The sequence below is a fragment of the Gilvimarinus sp. 1_MG-2023 genome, from assembly GCF_030548285.1.
This window is the reverse complement of record NZ_JAUOSC010001007.1, coordinates 1-272: the sequence shown is the minus strand read 5'-3', so window position 1 is coordinate 272 and position 272 is coordinate 1. Positions and strand designations below refer to the sequence as shown.

The window sequence follows — 272 nt, the reverse complement described above, 5'->3', positions numbered from 1 at the left end:
GGGCAAGCACTAACCGCAAAACTACCCGAAGTGCGAGACCAAATGCGCGAGGCTGCCAGCGAAGAGGAAGACCACTAACACTGGTGTCAAAAAATACTGGGCGAGCTAGAAAGCCGTACCAGCTATCTCAACCCTCTTTGGTATAGCGCATCTTTTGCTATAGGGGCTACCGCCGGCTTAATCAGCGACCGCATAATCCTAGGCTTTGTCGCCGCCACTGAGGATCAAGTGTGCAAGCACCTAGAGGCACATCTGTCGCAACTGCCCGACAC

Annotated in this window: 1 pseudogene; it reads left to right on the top strand. The window is 54.0% G+C overall.

What is annotated here, in order from left to right:
- Nucleotides 1–272, top strand: a pseudogene (locus Q4563_RS19920) (demethoxyubiquinone hydroxylase family protein); the annotation flags it as partial.